Source organism: Aequorivita sp. IT1282, assembly GCF_058068205.1.
In genome coordinates, this window is record NZ_JBYRHR010000001.1 from 610105 (window position 1) to 626447 (window position 16343).

The following is a 16343-nucleotide window of genomic DNA, read 5'->3' on the forward strand; positions in this document are numbered from 1 at the left end:
TGCAACGATTAACTATAAAACTATGATTTACAGGCGATTACTTGAATATTGAACCAGGACTAGTTAATGGGTGAATTATTTTTCAATATAAAGATATTGAATAAAAACTGCCTTAGTGATCAAATAAACCGTGATACTAAATTAATTATAACTAAAACGCTGATTTGTAGGAATTAGCTTCGTTTTTATCGTTGAAAGGTAAACTAGGTTGCATAAAATAATAAATTTTAAAAATATTATTCTAACATTTTATTAGCACATTTTAGCTCTGTGATAAATAGCTTTTATATCCTATTTTCGGAAGAAATCGAGAAAAACATTCAACACAGATTTTGGTTTCTCTTCCTCCTTTTTTTCCTCATTACTGCCAAAATTATATTGCCTTAAAAAATCACTTTGCGATTTACTAGAGGCATATTTACGACGTTCAGCACTAAGATCTTCTAATTTATCCTGATTGGTTGCTACAATATTGAGAAAAAGCGGAAGCAATCTTTCGTTTAGCGTATTAATAGGTTCTTTTAAGAAAAAGCCTTTTGCTCCTTTATTTAGTAACTCATCTTTATCAGATTCGTACTTTAGATTGCCCGTTATTACAACTACAGGAATTTTATCGTTGTAATTTTTAATAATTTTAATCACGTCGAAAGCATTCATTCCCACAAGATTAAAATCTGTAATCACAATATCTGGAATATAGGTTTTTAACGCATTTATCAAACTTATTTCGCTATCCACAAAACGAATTTCGGGATTATTGCTAATTTTTTTAAGTTGGCGCTGTAATAAAAAGGTGTCCGAAATAAGGTCTTCAACCAACAAAAAGTTTAAGTTATCGGGCAAATTCATAATTTTCAAGTTTATTAGCTGATTAGTCAAGTAAAATTAAAAATTTCGTTTGGATAGTATTAACAAGATAAGTATTTATTTTAACACAATCAATTTAAGTTTTTATTTTCTAAAACCGAACAATTATCTTTGAAGTAGTTTTTAATGAAATTATTTAAATATCACTTTTTTTAAATTTATATGAAAAGAATTCAGAAGGTTGGTCTAACCAATTTCATTTTACTTATTTCGTCTTTAATACTCGTCATGTTACTTATTGGGTTCTCGTTTATAAAGAATTCGGAGTCTGCCGCTGAAATAGCCCATAGCTGGGAAGTAAAAAACGATATTAGACGAATGTCTTCAACGATATCTAAGTTGGAAAGTTTTGGCTTAGCATATGAATATACACGAAAGGTAAAATTCAAGATGGCATTTATTGATGCGCAAGATGAATATGACTCTCTATTCGTTAGATTGAAAAGCTTGGTTAGTGATAATGCGTTACAAGCAGATAGATTATTAATTATCGACGAAGAGGTAGACAAAAACTTCAGCAGCTTTATTAATACTGTGTCCGATGAAACTGACTCTTTAAATCTGGGAGCGCAACCCAAATTGCAGGATGTACACATCATGCTTAGGTTGCAATCAAACCTGGATGAACTTATACAAACTGAAAATCAATTTTTAGAAGAACGAAATAACCGGTATGCCATATGGAAATTTATAATTCTCGGCGCTTTAGGTATTGCTACTATCATCGTTTTTTTAAGCCTATACAGCTTAATTCAAAGAATTAAGCCGCTAATAGAAGAGTTATTAAGCACCCAGGATAAGCTGGAAAGCACTAATTCCAATTTAAAAAGTACACTCACAGAGTTAAAAGATTCACATAAAGACAAGGTAAAAGAAATTAAAGCTAAGGAAAAAGCAATTGAAGAAGCAAGTAAATTGAATGAGTCGTTAATTGCGAAAAATCAGCAATTAGATCATTTTGCGTATGTAGCTTCTCATGATTTACAAGAACCTTTGCGCACGGTATCTAACTATATAGAAATTTTTCAGGAAGACTTCCCCGAACGAATTGAAGGGGAGGCAGTTTTATATTTCGATTTTATAAATAAGGCCGTAGAGCGCATGCGTAAACTGATTAGCGGTCTGCTTTCTTTTTCAAGACTTGGTACTAGTGGAGAAATGGAAGAAATTAATCTGAATAAAACGCTAAAAAAAATCAAACAAGATTATAGTGTTATAATTGAAAATAGAGGAATTGAAATTGAAAGTGATGATTTGCCGAAAATAATCGGGTATAAAATTGAAATAAAACAGTTATTTCAGAATCTTATCTCGAATGCTATAAAATTTACGCCAACAGATGTTACGCCTCATATTCAAATAAGTTATGAGGAAACTAATAATTATTACAATTTTCATATAACCGATAATGGCGTTGGCATACCAGAAAAAGATTTTACTAAAGTATTCGATATGTTTAGTCGTTTGCACAGCATCAAAGATTATGAAGGGCAGGGCATTGGACTTGCATTTTGTAAAAAAATTGTAGAACTCCATTTGGGAAATATATGGGTTAGTTCTATTTTTGGAGAAGGAACAACAATACATTTTACATTAAAAAAATAGCTATTATGAAAATAAAAAACGTGCTGCTTATTGACGATTCCGAGAGCGATAATTTCTATCATGCCAGAAAAATTAGAAAGATGGGAATCTCAGATAATATCCATATTTCTTATAGTGGTGAAGAGGCTTTGGAATACCTAAAAAGTGAGCTAGATGGTATACATCCACAACCTACTTTAATTTTTCTCGATATAAACATGCCAGGTATGAATGGCTGGGAATTTTTAGAAGCTTACGAGAAACTAGAGATTGCACAACAGGGCGAAATAGTACTAACGATGCTTAGTAATTCAATAGATGAACGCGACCGGAACAGGGCGCAGGAATTTAAAAGCGTAAAAGGTTATTACAGCAAGCCACTAAACGAAGAATATTTAAGTAGTATTTTAGAAGCTCACTTTAAAACTCTTTAGCAATAAAGACAAATTGTTAGTTTGTTAGAATAAAAATTAAGCTACTAAATAACTAAAACTGGTATTGAATGATAAAATTTCTGAAAAAAAACAAACTTGCTATTATAGGAGGTACTATTTCTACAATGTTTGTGGGAGTGGGGATTTTTTTATTGGGAAACGTATCTGGTTACGAGGCCAAGCATTTAATAGAAGGTTCTGTGCGGGGAATAAATATGCTATGCAATACGGTCGTATTGGCCACTGCAACCATACTGGCATTGCTTCTCACTTTATTGGGAATTAGTTCAGGCAGCCAATCAAAATTAAAAGAAGCTCATTATAAGCAAGTGCTAACCATCGCTAAAATTGATACTATATTATTTATAGCTGCTTTAATGCTTTTTCAACTATTTAATATACCTATTACAGAGGCCGAGAACGTTCCTCTTTCTTGGTTTAAATCCATATACTGGGCTACGCTTATCAGTTCTTCTGTAATAAGTGGAATGTTAGTTACCGTTATTCTATTATTGTATACCACGGTAACCAATATTATTCTAATTGTGGGTTTGGGTAAGGATCATCCGCTTATTAATACCGAAGAAGAAATAAATGATGATAAGTAATAAACCGTTATTCCAGTTTAATACCAAGAATTTAATTTACTGACAGCAATTATTATTCAGAATCTTGATTCTCCAATCTTTTTAGCATTGCTTTCATCTCAAGAATTTCTTTTTCCTGTGCTTCTATAATGCTTTTAGCAAGCTTTTTTACTTCTGGGTCTTTTATATCGGCTCTTTTACTAGTTAAGATTGCTATTGAATGGTGTGGAATCATAGCTTTCATCCAGAGCGTATCGCCAATAGGTTTTTGCGCACGAACTAAGAATAGGGAAGAGGTAAACAACAAAATACTTACAACTATAATCGCTGTATTTTTCTTCGCATTTTTATACATACCTCTCATAATGCCAAACATTATCAGCGCCATAACCGAAATACCTAAGCAAGCCATATAGAACCGTGTTAAGCTGAAATAAATATGAGACGCTTCATAAGTATTTAAATACATTGTACAGTACATTCCTATAAAAGAAAGAACTAGCATTATTATAAAAGAAGTGTAAGGATTTTTCATATTCAGATATTTTAAGTTATTAAAACAATCGAAGATTTTTATTATTTAAAGGTAATTGTGCAAAATTTAGCGGTAAAGTAAAACCCCGAACACTTTTAAAAGTTCGGGGTTTATTTTTAATGATTATTCTTTATAATTAATCATCCAATTTATGCCAAATTTATCTGTACATCTGCCGTATTGCGCGCCCCAAGAAGTTTTCTGAAATGAGGTGTGTACTTGTCCGCTTTTAGATAATTGCTCAAAAGCAGCTTTTGCACTTTCGGCAGTATCCATATCCACTCCAAGATGCATATTTGTGCCGTCTGTGAGCGGAGTATCAGGCGCGGCATCATAGCCTAAAACAGTAAAATTTTTACCACGCAATTCGGCGTGTTGCCATTTTTTTCTGTAATTTTCAGGAATGTCTATTTCCTTATTTTCGTAGGTTTCGGTATTCTTTATTTCGCCACCGAAAATTTCTTTATAAAAGTTAAAGGCTTCTTGACATTGACCTCTATAAGCTAAATAGGCTTCAATTCTCATAGTATATATTTTAGTTAATTTAAGTTTGATTTATCTAATGTTTAAGAATAGTGATTTTATCTTTTAAACAATCGAGATAGTAATCCGAGAACTAATAATACTAAGAAAATATAAAATATAATTTGTGCTATATCTGTGGCACCTTCAGCAATACCGCCAAATCCAAAGATTGCTGCGATAATTGCAATTACAAGAAAAATAATAATCCATCGTATCATAATATTGAGTTTTTAGTGTTAGTATTCCACTAAATTAAAACAGAAGTAGATAGTTTGAAATTTTTTAAATTTAGTTTAACAGGAATTGTTAAGGAATTAAAAAGACGAATAATCAACTATTTTTCACACTAATTGTAAACAACTTAGTTGATAAATTGGTGAATTCTCGAGAGTTGTTTAAACTATAAATAGCGGTATAAGTTTTAATAATTTAATGAATAATAGAGAAAAGTATCCTACGCGCAAATTCAATATTATTTCAGACGGAATGAATTAATATTCAAGTCTTCAATGTCATAAGTTGTTTGTTCTATTTTTTGAATATATTTGAGTTTGAAGCGATACATTTTTGTGAAGTTTCAAAACTGAAATAAAAAAAATCAATTCAATGAAATAGGCTTACTCCATATGAAAACAGCGAAACAAAATAAAGACAGAATAAAATTACCTCTTACTTTCGATGTAGAAAAAATGCTTGTAGAAGTCAACACTTTAAAACAAGGTCAATATGAATATTACAAAGTTATTCCGTTACGCTCCCCAGCACATTTAGTAGACACCTCGTTGCCATTTCCTGCACCCGTTGGCGATTATGCCGATGGTTCTTGGACCCAATGGATGAATACTTCTGCGTTAGAAAAAGCTCCATACATAAAAAGTATAGTTAATACTTTCAGCCAATACACCAAAGTAAACCTTGTACGGTTATTGTTTTTAGCTCCAGATTCTGTGGTAAAGGAACATACAGATCCTACTTTAGGTTTAGAGGAAGAAAAGTCAATGATAAGGCTTACAATTCCTATCGATAATAACAAAGGAGTAGCTTTTTACTTGAACAATTCAATAGTGCCAATGAAAGTTGGCGAATGCTGGTATTTGCGTTTAACAGATCCACATCGGGTTGTAAATAATGGCACCACAGACCGCATTAATTTGACTATAGATATTATTCCAAATGATAAAATCATGGAATTAATTAACAACGGTTCTTCTAATTAGAACGCAATTGCTATTTATAGTTTTTTAGCGTTTTGTTTTCCTGTAATTTTACAATCAACACTAAATACGCTGCATGAAAATACTTCATACTTCCGACTGGCACATCGGCAAACAATTACATAAATACGATCTTAGTGAAGATCTTGAGCTATTTTTTGAATGGCTAATTAATTATATTAAAACTGAAAATATAGATGTGCTGTTGGTTTCTGGAGATATTTTTGACCAAGCAAATCCTTCACAAGCGGCTTATAAGCAGTATTACGATTTATTGAAAAAGCTAATAAATTTAGATTGTAAAATAATCCTCACGGGCGGAAACCACGATTCACCAGCAGTGTTAAATGCACCGGCAGAACTGCTAAAAGCATTCGATATTAGTGTAATTGGTGGCGCCACAGAATCGTTGGCAGAAATGTTTGTTACCGTCGAAAAAGACAACGAAAAATTGGTCGTTGCTGCCATTCCATTTTTAAAAGATCGCGATATTCGAAAGTCTGCTGCGGGCGAAACCTATGCCACAAAAATTGAACAAATAAAATCTGGATTACGAACTTATTTTACAAATGTAAACGCACATTACAACGAGCACCACGCCGAACAGATTTTCATTTTGATGGGGCATTTATATGTGCAGGGCAGCGAACTTTCCGAAAGCGAACGCGATATACAAATTGGGAACCAAGCAGGGGTAGAGGCTAGTATGTTTGAAGATATTCCGCATTACGTAGCGCTCGGGCATATTCATAAACCACAAGTTATTTCAGAGGTGCAAAATATTCATTATTGCGGTTCGCCAATTCCTTTAAGTTTTTCAGAGAAAGAAGATTGTAAACAAATTAATGTGATTAAAATTGCCGATAATAAAATTTCCAAAGTAGAAATTATTCCAATTCCTAAGCACAGAAACCTGCTCACTTTTGAAGGAAGTCTTCAAGAAGTAGAGGCCAAATTAAATTCCTATTCAGAAAAAACTACGCTAACTTCCTTAGCCGAAATAATTGTAAATGAAGAAAGTGAAAGCTTAGAAAGGCGACAAGCTTTTGAATCGCTTACTAATTCGCAACCTAATACGAACGTTGAAATTGTAAAATCGAGACTCAATTTTAAAAGCAAGATTCGTGGTGCCAGCGATGCTTTTGCGGTGGGCACGGACGTTGCAGACGTTACCCCAATGCAAATGTTTGAAAAGAAACTAGAGCTACAAAGTGGTTTGGAAAATACAGAAGAACTAAAGAATGCCTTTCGCGAAATTTTAGAAGAATTGAAATTATAGTCCATGAAAATTCTAAAAATTAGATTTGAAAATATTCACTCCCTAAAAGGGGAGCACCAAATTGATTTCGGCAACGGAATCTTGGCAGAAGCTGGACTTTTCGCTATCACTGGCCCAACCGGTTCGGGGAAGTCTACGCTTTTAGATGTGATTACTTTGGCGTTGTATAATAGAATTGCGAGAGTGGATAAAGCCGTGAGCAATTCAATTTTAGAAGACGATGGTGGCATTATGACTCGCAATATGAAAAGTTGTTTTGCAGAAGTTGACTATCGTGTAAACGGCAAAGATTATCGCAGCCATTGGTCTATTGAGCGTAACCGAAATAATAATTTAAACGCGCGTAAGCAGGAATTGGTGGAAGTTACGACCAATCAGATTTTAGAAACCGGAACCAAAACGCCCGAAAAAAATGAAGCGATAATTGGACTAAGCTACGAGCAATTTGTAAAAGCCATGGTTTTGTCGCAGGGTGAATTCAGCAAATTGTTACAGGCGCCGCGGAATGAACGGAATAAATTGTTAGAAGATATAACTGGCGCTCGTTCGTATCGCGAAATAGGAAAAGCCGTTTTCTTTCGCTTTAAAGGAATTGAAAAGGCCATTGAGTTAAAAGAAGCTGGAATTGAAGGAATAGAATTATTATCTGCTGAAATTATTGCTGAAAAGAAAATCGAACTCAAATCTTTAACCGAAGCGAAGCCAAAAACAGAAAAGTTATTTCAGATTGCTTCCGAAAAAGTTAGCAATAGAAAAGAACTTCAAAAGAAACAAGCCGAAGAGATAGACTTAAAAGCACAACAACTTCAATTAAAAAAGGATTTTGATGTTTTTCAACCTTTTAAAAAGGAATTGACGCAACACGATACTCTTTCAAAATATAGCGTTGTATTAACAGATTACGATGCTGCTAACAGAGAAGTGAGCCAACTTAAACAGGAAAGTGAAAGACTAAATAAATCGAAATCTGATGCAGAATTGCAATTAGATTCGTATATAAGTGCAGTAACTGCGCTGCTTCAAGAAAAAGTAGATGTAAAAACAGCCAATCAGAAATTAGACAATTTCCGAAATAAAATCATCCAACTTCAAGCCGATGAGCTTAAGAAGCAAAGTGAAGCTTCTTTGTATCAAAATCAACTAAATACGTGCGTTCGGAATATAAATCAGTTAGGGTATCAACTTTCCACTTCAGATAATCCCGAACTATTTAAGCCGCAAGCAGAATCTTTCGGTAAAACGGTTCAGGATATAATAGATAATTCGGGAGCAAGTTCGCTAGCGAACTTAAATTCAGAATTAGAAAGCTACCGGCAATTAAATGAAAAAGCTTCGGAATTGCTGACTAGTAAGGAACAAATTGTAAAAGTTCAAACAAATCTTAAATCTCAGCAGGATAAATTAAAAACGGCGAAAGAGCATTTAGAAGCAGATTCAAATTCTATTTCTTCTTTAGAAAAAGAAGTTGCCCAATTAACCACCGAAGTAGAAAATCTAGAAAAAAACTTAGAACAACAACATAAGCATCAAAGTTTAGACGCGTATCGTTTACAATTAGAGCCCGACGAACCTTGTCCGCTTTGTGGTGCGATTCATCATCCCTACGCTTCCGAAGAGCCGTATTTTGACACAAAGGAGGAACTGCTAAAAGAAAAAAAGAATTCACTTCAAACAAAGTCTAAATACCAAATCACTTTAGGTGAAAAAAATAAATATCAACTAAAAGAAATTAGCGATTTAGACACTACTATAAAAACTTTAAAAGGGGAGGAGTTGCGGCATTTCGAAGTACTCACAAAGCTTGCCAACCAACTTAAATGGAATTCTAAGGATGATTTAGAAACGCTAAAATCACGGCGATCTGAATTAAACCTTCGTATTCAAAAAATGGAAAAGTCGAAACAAGCATTCCAAGCCGCTTCTATTTTAAACGATTTGGAAGAAAGTTTAAAGCATTGGGAACAAGCGTTATCAGCTTATACTCGATTAAAGCAACAACGAACTAAACTTTACGACAGACCGGATATTAATGATAAAGTGAGTGTTTTATCGTCTTCGATTACACGTTCTCTTGCAAATATTTCATCTATAACGGAGCAGCTTTCAGACAATGCTGAAAAGCTAAAAGTGAATTCAGTGAACCAAATAAAAAAAGAAGAAGAGCTTAACAATATTCTTTTAAATGAAGAGGTAGAAAATATTCAAGCGTTGCGATCAGCAATACTTCCGGAAGAGCGCGCCGCTAAAATCAGAAATCGTGAAAACGAGCTGAAAGAGCTAAATACAAGAATTTCAGAAAAGGAAAGCACGCTACAAAAAGCTTTAAAGGAATTGATAGAAAAAGACGATTCAAAACTTTCTCTCGAAGACTTAATGAGCTTATTGAACGAAGCAAAATTACAGTGGGATACGCTTTCAATGGAAATTGGTAAAATTACCCAAAGTTTAGACGATGATGAAAAAGCCAAACAGCGCCAACAAAAAGAGCGAACGCAAATAGACCTCTTAAAAAAAGATAGATCGTTGTGGAAAACCATGACCGATTTAATTGGTGATGCAACTGGCAATAAATTCTCAAACTTTGTGCAGGATCTTACTTTGGAACAGCTTATAGGCTACGCGAACAAACGCCTTTCAGAATTCAGCGATCGTTATTTACTCGATATTCCCACCGCAGATGAAGCCGAGAAAAGTGATGCGTTAAAAGTTTTCGATAATTATATGGGGAACGCCCGCCGATCTGTAAAAACTTTATCTGGCGGAGAAACATTTTTGGTGAGTTTGGCAATGGCATTCGCGTTATCTGATATTGCCGCTCGAAATGTAAAAATCGAATCACTATTTATCGATGAAGGTTTTGGAACCTTAGATCCAGAAACTTTAGATCAGGCAATTACTATATTAGAAAAAATGCAGAACGAAGGCGATAAATCTGTTGGGGTAATATCGCACGTTAGTGCTTTAAAAGAACGCATTACCACACAAATTAAGTTGGAGAAGGGTAGTTTGGGATATTCAACTTTATCTCTGGTACAGTAATTTTAGTAATTTTTCGATTCAATTCTAATTCAGAAGGAAACTGAGCTAATTTATACTCTAGATGAATATTTAATATTTCAAAAATGCAACTTCAAACAATTAAATACAATCAATACGAACAGTTATTACCGCAAAGCGGAAAGCACATAATAGGTCAGACTATTGGCGAAAATATAATCGTTTATCAAGCCTTCAATCCTAATATTTCAAAGTGGGCTGTCGAGCATCAAAAATTTGGTGGAAGTCATTATAAATTTAGCCGAATGTCTTGGATAAAACCCAATTTTCTATGGATGATGTATCGGGCTGGTTGGGCAATGAAGGAGCACGAACAAAATATTTTAGCTATAGAAATTTCAAAAAATAATTTTGAGAAGTTACTTGCAGCAGGTATACACTCAAGTTATATTGCGGAAATCTACAAAACGCAAGAAAATTGGAAATTTGAAATGGACAATTCTGAAGTAAGATTGCAGTGGGACCCAGACCACAATCCAAATGGTGAAAAGCTTGAACGAAGAGCGATTCAGATTGGAATTAAGGGAGAATTACTTCAGCAATTTGCGACGGAATGGATAATTTCCATAGAAGATATCACGGATTTTGTTCGTGAACAAAAACGAAAAATTGATGCAGGTGCCTGGATTGATTTAGAAGTAATAGCCGAACAAAAAATTGTAATCAACGATCCAAAAATTATTCTTTAAAAGCTTAATCTGTTAAAAACATAAGATTTTTTTAATATATTTGGTTTTGAGGCTATTCATTTATTCTCATCTTTTAATTGGAAATACACCAACTACTAAATGATAAAAGCCCATATTCAGCACTATTTTTCACACCTAAAATCTGAACCTTAGTTTAAAAAATATACCTCATAGAGGGTATTTGAGGTGCAATAAAGTCAAGGTAATTTTAAAAAACTCAATAAACGTCAATATGAAAAATATAGTATCCGTTATTTTTTTGCTACTTATAGCAACTCCAGTATTCTCTCAAATTAATAAATCTAATTCTGATAATGAGGATGAAGAAGAATTTGTAGAGGTAACAAAAATTACAATTCCACAAATAAATGAATCTAATTTACACGGTATATGGACGGTGAAACGATTGGAATCTAAAATCGCAACAATTCAAAATGTAGATTATATAGTGGATAAGGAAGAATACGAACCTTTAAAGAAATCACTAAGCACAGCAAAATTTGAAATAAACGCAGATCACTCTTTTACGCTATTTATAGATAATCCTCAATTCGAAGGTTATTTTACCGATGTGCGTTGGTCTTTAGAAAATTCAAAAATAATTATAGTAGATAAGCCTGGCGGGCCTTTAGAATCTGAAGGCACTCTGTTTGAAATTCTCGTAACGCAAACTGGAGACAACACCATTTTCAAGATGTTCGACAAGCTGTTCTATTTATATGTAGAAAAAAACTAAAATATTTTATATCAAACAAAAAGATAACTAGGTTATGAAAATTTTATTTCCCTTTCTTTTATTGCTCTTAATAGCAACTCCTGTATTGTCTCAAAATGATGATTCTCAATCAACAGATTCCGATCAGGAATATGAAATTAGAAAAGAATATCATGATAATGGTGCCCTTAGATGCTATGGGCCGGTTAATGCTAAAGGGAATAAAACAGGATTATGGAAAGAATACTATGACGACGGAAAATTTCAAGCAGAAGGAAGCTACGCTGATGGAGAATTTGACGGGAAATGGGAAGGCTATTACCGAAATAATATCTTAGAATATACACGATATTGGGACGCTGGCAAACGAGCAGAATTCTGGGAGGAATATTATGATACAGGAGAATTATACAGAACGATAAGTTTTTATACTACTCATAAAACTGGATCGTATAGGATTTATGAAAAAGATGGATCTCAGAAAAGCTCTGGTTTTATTCTTTATGATGTAGAGTAAAATTAATTCGTGAGTTTCATTGTCAAGACATAAATTAAGTTAATAATGAACATAATTTAAGAAAACTGTATTTGTGTTTTTATCGATATAATAGATTATTAAAGGATGAAAAAATGACAGTTATCTAGACTATGAAATTTGCAATACTATTATCACTATTATTTCTTTCCTTAAATACCAATGCCCAACGGCTAGTATTAAACGATGGCCATATAGCGCACTATGTACAAGAGGCTATTTTGCCTGTTTCTGAAAATGCATATGTTGTATTAAAAGATAGTACTGCATATTTGTATAATACGCAAAGTGTTATACCTTCAAATAGAGAGAAGTTGGATAGTGTTTATATTTTAAATACAGTTAAGCAAAGGTTATATTCTATAAACTTAATTCCACAATACTTTGATCAAATAGACGTAGATACAGCTACCTTGACCACACTTGTAACCTATGTGTACGAAGTAAACTATGCTAACATCGAAATCGCAGAAGTAGTTGCCTTAAATAAAAATAACGGCCATTTAATTCCGAAAACTGCAGTACACAATGTTGCGTTTAATCTAACAATAAATATTGAAGATAATTATGCCAAAAGTATTCATCAAGATTATCACCTTTCGCTACCATCGCATTATGTGAGAATTGATAAAAATAACATTCTAGCTGTGCACGCTAATGGCAATCTCGTGCTAAATGAAGTTCGAAATCATAAATTATTTAAAGAAAAAACGTGGACCGATCTTAACGGTGAAATAAGCATTATCAATAGTATAAAAATTGGCGATTTTGCAAGAATCAATTTTCAGCGATTTCAAAAGGAAAGCGATACGTCGGAGTCATTTTGGAGTATTATAAATTTAAAAACACAAACATTTGTAGCTGTAGATTTAAAAAATTTTAATGCCAATTTAGATATTTTAGAAGCGCAGGATGCAGCGCTACTCAATAGTATTCCGTTTTTTTATAAAGCCGAGAATAAAAGCAATATTCAAATGTTCGTGTTACCCAATAAAAATTTTGTTTGGTTGGATGATGAATCTTACTATTATGGCACAGAAAACTTGGCTAATTATGCTACTATGCAACAAGAAGGTAAAAGCTTTAGCCTCAGCACACATTCATATGTCTACAATTATCCATCACGAATTTTAAGTGCCATTACCCCACAAGAAAAAGAAAAAATAAAAGACTTGGCAGAAGCCTACGTTAAAAACAAACACAAAGTAATGTCGGAGCGTTGCGACTGATTTTCAAAAGGATAAGTAGCATTCCGAAAATTCACAGGGCTTTATAAATTTATGCTTTATATAAAATTCAACATACAAGATTCCACCAAGTATAAAGATTTCCAACAGCTATACAATCATATGGTTAAAGTAAGGAAACCTGATTTTAAGTTTGATGAAACAGGTCCCGATTTTGATTGGGATACCATGCCAGCGGATGAAGTTGATGCTGCGATAGAAGAATTAAATACCTTTTTAGATCAACAAGTCGAGCCTGAAAAACATAGATGCAAAGAATTATTGCCAAGTTATGCCATTTCATTTATAGAAAACTATTTACAAAGCGATTCCGAAAACTTAGAATCATTTGGAAGTCAAGACATATACTCCGTTTTTAATTATTTAGAATATGGATTTGAGGTAGAAATGGAAGCGCTTCAAAAAACAACAGCGCTTTCTGGCCAAGTTGCGTTTTCTACTGGCAACTATCCTTTTGGCGGCATGGCGCGCTTTATTATAACATTAGCAGCCTATGATTTAAAACCCGTTTCGTGTTTTGACGGCTTTAATCAATGTGAGTTTAATTGGATATCTCAATTCGAGTATAACGCAATTGTTTTATCAAAAAAGCAAAATGGTTTTCAAAAGATTAAAAAATTGATCTGTAAAAGTTTCTTTAATAAATCTCATTTTTAGATGAATACAAAAAAACTAAGAGGGCATAGCCGTATTTTTAAAAATATAGAAATCTGGAAAAACGAGAGTCTTAATCTAGATTTAGAACAATTGCAGCAATACCAAAGAAATTACGAAAAAGTTTGGGTACAACCCTTTGGTGAAATTTCCATTACTGGTGTCGCAATACCAAAGCCAAAAAGAAAGGCTCGAAAATTAATTATAGAAAGTTTAATTGAAATTTTTAATAGTTGGGAAACACAACTAAAAACGCTAGATAAACCTTATTATTTAGCTATTTGGTTGAATGAACCTTATATTGAAAACTCGCAGGTTGTTTGTGCTATAGATGGGTATTTAAACTTTTATGACATTACCTATTATCGTCCAGAAAAACAAAAAAAGATGCCAACTCAAAATTATGGAAAACTAAAAAACGACTTAGATGCATTCGATTGGATTTATGCTTTAGACGAACACCGTTTTACAGATGAGGACATAGAAGAAACAGCAGAAGTGTATGCTACAAAAAAAGATTATTACGCTATGCAAAGGTGGTATAAAAAACAACTAAATAGAGAGCCAATAATTCGCAGAGACAACAATATTACTTACTATCGCACTAAAAAAGGCACCGTTTGGATCGGCACAAAGAACCAAGAGTCTTAATTTATTAAAACAAGAGAACAAAGAAACTATAACCGTACTTTTAAAATCAATTACTACTAGCGAACCACAAAAGTTTTTCCTCCAACGGCAGGCACGTTAAAACCTATTCCTGTTCTCCTCCCTTCAGTTTTTTTCTTTAGATTTAGAAATTATTTAATAAACAACAAAATTAAAACATGAAATCCTACTCTATAAGCGAAATCAACGACTTTCTAAAAGGTGAATTAATAGGTGATACTAACCAAAAAATTGAAGGTCCCGAGGAAATAAAAAAAGCAAGTAGCAATCAAATTACTTTTATTGGAAGCACTAAATACGCTAAGTTTTGGACAGAATCAAAAGCTTGTGCAGCACTTGTTAGCGAGAATTTAAGTATTGAACCCGGTGACAATCGTTCTTTAATTAAAGTGAAAAATGTTGATTTGGCGATGGCAAAAATACTGGAGCTTTTCAATCCGCCAGCACCTGTTTTCGATACAGAAATTCATCCCACAGCGGTAATACATGAATCGGCAACCATTGGCGCTGGTTGTAAGATTGGTGCAAACTGCTATGTTGGTAAAGATGTATCATTAGGAAGCGAAGTAATTTTATACCCAAATGTGTGCGTGTTTGATGAAACCATTATCGGCGATAAAACCGTTGTTTGGTCTGGCACTGTAATACGCGAGCGTTGTATTATTGGTAGCAATTGTATTTTTCACACCAACGTTAGTATAGGTGCAGATGGATTTGGATACAGACCTAGTGACGATGGCAGAGGTTTAGTGAAAATACCGCAAATCGGGAATGTAATAATTGGACATTATGTAGAGATTGGTGCCAATTCGTGCGTAGATAGAGCAAAATTTAGTTCCACAGTTATTGGCGATGGTTGTAAAATAGACAACCTTGTACAAATAGCCCACAACAGTGTTATGGGACGTTTTTGCATCATGGCGGGGCATAGTGGTCTTGCAGGTTCTGTTACGCTGGGAGACGGTGTTATTATTGGCGGTAGCGCTTCTATAAAAGATCACACAACCATACATTCTGGCGCAACCGTTGGTGCAGGCTCTGGAGTTTTGAACGATGTAGAAGCAGGAAAAACTGTTTTGGGTTACCCAGCGCAAGATGCTCGAGAAATGTTAAAACAATGGGTTGCTATCAGACGGCTTATGAAAAATCAATAATCTTACTTAATTATAACTTACCAGCCCCCAAAGGTTTTTAAAACCTTTGGGGGCTTTTTTTGAAGAATATTTAAAATACCCGATAGTTTTCCCCGTAGATAAACACACAAAAACCTGCCATATAATTAGCAGATATGTGTAGTTCACTCAGAAAAATTTTCGGCATTATTTTTCCGAGATAATTTCATACTTTTAATAGAAGAAATTATTAATCACTCAAATTATGAAAACGCGACACTTTCTTTTTATGGCACTTTTATCGGTAATGCTTAGTTGTAATACCGATTCAAAAGAAAATTTGATAGTATTTATAAAATACAAAACGCAACCCAATAAAAATGTTGATGCTGTGGTGGCGTTAGAATCGCTGATTAAAGAGGTGGAGAAGGAAGATCACTTCGAAAAAATTAAAATGTATATCGATCCTAATGATAATTCAAACATCTTGCTCTACGAAGAGTGGGACGATGAAAGCTACTATAAAAATGAGCACAATAAAACTGAGCATTTGCAGAAATTTATAAATGAGTCAACTGCTTTTCTCGCAGGCCCACCAGAAATTAGTTTTTGGCGATTGAGTGCAACTTATAATTAAAAC

The 16343-nt window shown here is 33.6% G+C and carries 18 protein-coding genes; 14 read left to right on the forward strand and 4 right to left on the reverse strand.

Features of this window, described 5'->3' with window-relative positions; genetic code table 11:
- Positions 1–291: 291 nt before the first annotated feature.
- A complete protein-coding gene (locus AC3RVG_RS02800; protein ID WP_489689910.1) occupies positions 292–849 on the reverse strand; it encodes a response regulator in 558 nt (185 codons plus the stop codon).
- A 180-nt stretch (positions 850–1029) separates the two neighbouring features.
- On the opposite strand from AC3RVG_RS02800, the gene AC3RVG_RS02805 reads away from it, so the two are divergent.
- The 3 genes from AC3RVG_RS02805 to AC3RVG_RS02815 all read left to right on the forward strand — a co-directional run bounded on the left by AC3RVG_RS02805 (position 1030) and on the right by AC3RVG_RS02815 (position 3493).
- Entirely contained in the window at positions 1030–2472 is a 1443-nt protein-coding gene (locus AC3RVG_RS02805; protein ID WP_489689911.1) for a sensor histidine kinase, read from the forward strand.
- 5 nt (positions 2473–2477) lie between these two features.
- Complete coding sequence (locus AC3RVG_RS02810) at positions 2478–2885, forward strand: response regulator (RefSeq protein WP_489689912.1); 408 nt, start codon at positions 2478–2480, stop codon at positions 2883–2885.
- A gap of 68 nt (positions 2886–2953) precedes the next feature.
- Positions 2954–3493: a hypothetical protein gene (locus tag AC3RVG_RS02815; RefSeq protein WP_489689913.1), complete on the forward strand. Its 540-nt coding sequence runs from the start codon at positions 2954–2956 to the stop codon at positions 3491–3493.
- A gap of 52 nt (positions 3494–3545) precedes the next feature.
- On the opposite strand, the gene AC3RVG_RS02820 is transcribed toward AC3RVG_RS02815, so the two are convergent.
- The 3 genes from AC3RVG_RS02820 to AC3RVG_RS02830 all read right to left on the reverse strand — a co-directional run bounded on the left by AC3RVG_RS02820 (position 3546) and on the right by AC3RVG_RS02830 (position 4750).
- Entirely contained in the window at positions 3546–4007 is a 462-nt protein-coding gene (locus AC3RVG_RS02820) for a DUF305 domain-containing protein (RefSeq protein WP_489689914.1), read from the reverse strand.
- A 123-nt stretch (positions 4008–4130) separates the two neighbouring features.
- Complete coding sequence (locus AC3RVG_RS02825) at positions 4131–4532, reverse strand: VOC family protein (protein ID WP_489689915.1); 402 nt, start codon at positions 4530–4532, stop codon at positions 4131–4133.
- A gap of 56 nt (positions 4533–4588) precedes the next feature.
- A complete protein-coding gene (locus AC3RVG_RS02830) occupies positions 4589–4750 on the reverse strand; it encodes a DUF1328 family protein (RefSeq protein ID WP_489689916.1) in 162 nt (53 codons plus the stop codon).
- Positions 4751–5158: 408 nt separating this feature from the next.
- On the opposite strand from AC3RVG_RS02830, the gene AC3RVG_RS02835 reads away from it, so the two are divergent.
- The 11 genes from AC3RVG_RS02835 (at position 5159) to AC3RVG_RS02885 (ending at position 16340) form a co-directional block, all read left to right on the forward strand.
- Positions 5159–5749, forward strand: a complete 591-nt coding sequence (locus tag AC3RVG_RS02835; RefSeq protein ID WP_489689917.1) for an aspartyl/asparaginyl beta-hydroxylase domain-containing protein — start codon at positions 5159–5161, stop codon at positions 5747–5749.
- Between the two features lie 73 nt (positions 5750–5822).
- Positions 5823–7025: an exonuclease SbcCD subunit D gene (locus AC3RVG_RS02840; RefSeq protein ID WP_489689918.1), complete on the forward strand. Its 1203-nt coding sequence runs from the start codon at positions 5823–5825 to the stop codon at positions 7023–7025.
- 3 nt (positions 7026–7028) lie between these two features.
- Entirely contained in the window at positions 7029–10064 is a 3036-nt protein-coding gene (locus tag AC3RVG_RS02845; protein ID WP_489689919.1) for an AAA family ATPase, read from the forward strand.
- An 83-nt stretch (positions 10065–10147) separates the two neighbouring features.
- Positions 10148–10771 carry a DUF4291 domain-containing protein gene (locus AC3RVG_RS02850; protein WP_489689920.1) on the forward strand — a complete coding sequence of 208 codons (624 nt, stop codon included), beginning with the start codon at positions 10148–10150 and terminating at the stop codon, positions 10769–10771.
- 232 nt (positions 10772–11003) lie between these two features.
- Positions 11004–11507 (forward strand): hypothetical protein, encoded by a 504-nt coding sequence (locus AC3RVG_RS02855; protein ID WP_489689921.1) that lies wholly within the window; start codon positions 11004–11006, stop codon positions 11505–11507.
- Between the two features lie 61 nt (positions 11508–11568).
- On the forward strand, positions 11569–12003 hold the full coding sequence (locus AC3RVG_RS02860) for a toxin-antitoxin system YwqK family antitoxin (protein WP_489689922.1): 435 nt from the start codon (positions 11569–11571) through the stop codon (positions 12001–12003).
- A 131-nt stretch (positions 12004–12134) separates the two neighbouring features.
- A complete protein-coding gene (locus AC3RVG_RS02865) occupies positions 12135–13250 on the forward strand; it encodes a hypothetical protein (RefSeq protein ID WP_489689923.1) in 1116 nt (371 codons plus the stop codon).
- Positions 13251–13301: 51 nt separating this feature from the next.
- Entirely contained in the window at positions 13302–13925 is a 624-nt protein-coding gene (locus AC3RVG_RS02870) for a hypothetical protein (protein ID WP_489689924.1), read from the forward strand.
- Positions 13926–14573, forward strand: coding sequence for a hypothetical protein (locus AC3RVG_RS02875; protein ID WP_489689925.1), 648 nt, complete (start codon positions 13926–13928; stop codon positions 14571–14573). It begins immediately after the preceding gene.
- A 176-nt stretch (positions 14574–14749) separates the two neighbouring features.
- Positions 14750–15745, forward strand: coding sequence for a UDP-3-O-(3-hydroxymyristoyl)glucosamine N-acyltransferase (gene lpxD, locus AC3RVG_RS02880; protein ID WP_489689926.1), 996 nt, complete (start codon positions 14750–14752; stop codon positions 15743–15745).
- Positions 15746–15968: 223 nt separating this feature from the next.
- A complete protein-coding gene (locus AC3RVG_RS02885; RefSeq protein WP_489689927.1) occupies positions 15969–16340 on the forward strand; it encodes a putative quinol monooxygenase in 372 nt (123 codons plus the stop codon).
- Positions 16341–16343: the final 3 nt, after the last annotated feature.